Below are 1,883 nucleotides of genomic sequence, written 5' to 3'. Positions count from 1 at the left end.
GGCGTTCGCCCGCCGGTTCACCGCGGTGGTCGGCGAGCCGCCGCTGAGCTATCTGACGACATGGCGGATGGCGATCGCGGCGCGGATGCTGCGCGAGACGGGCGCGTCGTTGAGTGATGTGGCCGAGAACGCCGGCTACACCTCGGAGTTCGCGTTCGCGAAGGCGTTCAAGCGGCACTTCGGCGCCCCGCCCGGGGCGTATCGGAGGGAGCGGCGGGCGGTGTCGGCCCTGTGACGGGTCAGGCGGTGCCGAACTCGCCTGCCTGGACGGCGGCGACGAACGCGTTCCAGGCGTCGGAGGGGAAGGCGAGGACGGGACCGGAGGGGTCCTTGGAGTCACGGACCGGGACGAGGCCGGGGATGTCGGGTGCGACCTCGACGCACTGGCCACCGTTGTCGCTGTAGGAACTCTTGTGCCAGCTCACAGGGTTCATGGCACTGACGGTAGCGCGGACGCTTCAACACATCGGCCCCGACCGGGAATCCGGTCGGGGCCGAGAGTCGGTTCAGGTCAGACGGTGCCGAACTCGCCCGCCTGCACACCTGCGACAAAGGCACTCCAGGCGTCGGCCGGGAAGACGAGGGCCGGGCCCTCGGGGTCCTTGGAGTCACGGACGGGGACAGCGCCGGGGAAGCTCGCGGAAACCTCCACGCACTCGCCGCCGTTGTTGGAGTACGACGACTTGAACCAGGACGCATCAGACGTGTTCGGGTTCATGGAGTGAGCTCCCTTCGAGCCTTGTGGACCAGTGCCAGGGATGCCGCCTTGGGCAGGGCTTCCACCACCAGCTGATCGTACTCCCTCTCCCACACCGAGACGATTTCACGCCTTCGTTCAAGGTGGCCGCGAGCATGCGATTCGGCGTAGCCGACGACCGCCCCGTCCTGGAGGTCCAGCAGGGTCACCGGCATCGTGAACGGCAGATTCTCCCCCAAGGAGAACGGCGCCACCTGGATGGTGACGTTGGAGCGAGCCGCCAACTCCACGATTCGGTCGAGCTGCTTGAGCATGACAGCCCGTCCGCCGACCGTACGCACGAGACAGTCCTCATCGAGCACGACATGGATCAGCGGTGGCTTCTTCCGGTCGAGCACACGCTGCCGGGCCAGCACGAACTCGACTCGCTGCTCGGCCTCCGACTGGGAGATTGCTCCACGCAGGACTGCTGCGTAGGCCAAGGCCTCGGCATACTCCTGGACCTGGAAGAGGCCATTCACGATGGTCAGCGCAAATCCACGCACACGCCGACACTTCGTCTCCTCGTCGGCGAACTCCTCGAAGCCCTCCAACAGACCCTCTTTCGCATGCCTGCACCAGAGCTCGTAGAACGTACCTCCGGTTTCGAACACCGTGTCGGCTTTAACAGCGAAGTTTTTTGTTGGAGGACGCTTCGCTCGTTCGATGTACGAGATCAGCGTGTTGGAGTACCCCATGCGCTTCCCCAGTCCGACCTGCGACCAGCCCCGCGCCTCCCGCAGCCTGGCAAGTTCCTGGCCGAAGCGCACAGCCGGGGATGACATCTCGTCAATTACGGGCTCATCCATGAACGTCGGCACCTTTCACACGCCCGATTGGTCAACGTTCAGACCCTGGCCATCGTAAGCACAGGGGGGGCACGATGGCTACACCCCGTGAGAGATCCGGGACCCTGCGCAACCAATGGAGCCAACATGCCCTCGCAGCCCCGCATTCCCGTGTACAAGCCCGCCGTTGGGGAGATCGTGCGCGACCTCGCGCACCTCGACACCTCCGGCAAGCCCCTCGAAGCGGTCTACATGGACACCCTCGCCGGGCTCGTCTACCTCCGCCACGAGGCCGGCGGCTGCGAGTGGACCACCAAGCCCACCCACGTCCAGGCCCTCCCCACCCCCGCTTCCTCACC

Annotated in this window: 5 protein-coding genes; 2 read left to right on the top strand and 3 right to left on the bottom strand. The window is 65.9% G+C overall.

The window, feature by feature from the left end; translation table 11 throughout:
* Positions 1-235, top strand: a 235-nt coding sequence (locus tag VR45_RS14610; RefSeq protein WP_045940175.1) for a helix-turn-helix transcriptional regulator, incomplete at its 5' end; no start/stop codon positions are given.
* Positions 236-239: 4 nt separating this feature from the next.
* Here VR45_RS14610 and VR45_RS14605 read toward each other — a convergent pair.
* From VR45_RS14605 to VR45_RS14595, 3 genes are all read right to left on the bottom strand, one after another.
* Complete coding sequence (locus VR45_RS14605) at positions 240-434, bottom strand: DUF397 domain-containing protein (RefSeq protein WP_045940174.1); 195 nt, start codon at positions 432-434, stop codon at positions 240-242.
* 77 nt (positions 435-511) lie between these two features.
* Entirely contained in the window at positions 512-718 is a 207-nt protein-coding gene (locus VR45_RS14600) for a DUF397 domain-containing protein (RefSeq protein ID WP_045940173.1), read from the bottom strand.
* Positions 715-1,545, bottom strand: a complete 831-nt coding sequence (locus VR45_RS14595) for a helix-turn-helix transcriptional regulator (protein WP_045940172.1) — start codon at positions 1,543-1,545, stop codon at positions 715-717. The genes VR45_RS14600 and VR45_RS14595 overlap by 4 nt, the downstream gene beginning before the upstream one ends.
* A gap of 126 nt (positions 1,546-1,671) precedes the next feature.
* On the opposite strand from VR45_RS14595, the gene VR45_RS14590 reads away from it, so the two are divergent.
* Positions 1,672-1,883, top strand: a 212-nt coding sequence (locus tag VR45_RS14590; protein ID WP_045940171.1) for a hypothetical protein, incomplete at its 3' end; no start/stop codon positions are given.

The organism is Streptomyces sp. NRRL S-495 (genome assembly GCF_000966955.1).
GTDB classification, from domain to species: domain Bacteria; phylum Actinomycetota; class Actinomycetes; order Streptomycetales; family Streptomycetaceae; genus Kitasatospora; species Kitasatospora purpeofusca.
The sequence above is the reverse complement of the archived record's forward strand: the minus strand, read 5'-3'. Positions and strand labels throughout refer to the sequence as shown.

Bases quoted from the DNA above. Each gene is read 5' to 3' on its own strand.
- VR45_RS14605 (WP_045940174.1), bottom strand. From the start codon at position 434: ATGAACCCTGTGAGCTGGCACAAGAGTTCCTACAGCGACAACGGTGGC.
- VR45_RS14600 (WP_045940173.1), bottom strand. From the start codon at position 718: ATGAACCCGAACACGTCTGATGCGTCCTGGTTCAAGTCGTCGTACTCC.
- VR45_RS14595 (WP_045940172.1), bottom strand. From the start codon at position 1,545: ATGGATGAGCCCGTAATTGACGAGATGTCATCCCCGGCTGTGCGCTTC.